The organism is Streptomyces sp. ATLC9, assembly GCF_057196705.1.
In genome coordinates this window covers 1-223 of the sequence record NZ_JBXUOY010000649.1, presented here as the reverse complement: position 1 = coordinate 223, position 223 = coordinate 1, and the positions used below count along the sequence as shown (strand labels likewise).

General features: G+C 73.1%; 1 protein-coding gene. It reads right to left on the bottom strand.

Annotated features, from left to right (window positions below):
• Positions 1-223 (bottom strand): NAD(P)/FAD-dependent oxidoreductase (locus AC2CJA_RS27490; protein WP_484605311.1); only part of this gene is annotated, 223 nt, incomplete at both ends.

Sequence of the window (223 nt, the reverse complement as noted above, 5' to 3'; positions counted from 1 at the left end):
GAACCCGTCGCAGGTGGCGCACCAGGACACTCCGCGGCCGGACAGCTCCTCCTCCCGGGGCAGACCGAGCTTGCGGTAGGCCGAGCCGGTCGCGACGATGACCGCCCGGGCCCGGTGCACGGTACCGGCCGAATCGGTCACGGCCTTGATCTCACCCTCCAGGTCGACGGCGGTGATGTCGTCGGCGATCAGCTCGGCGCCGAACCGCTCGGCCTGGGCGCGC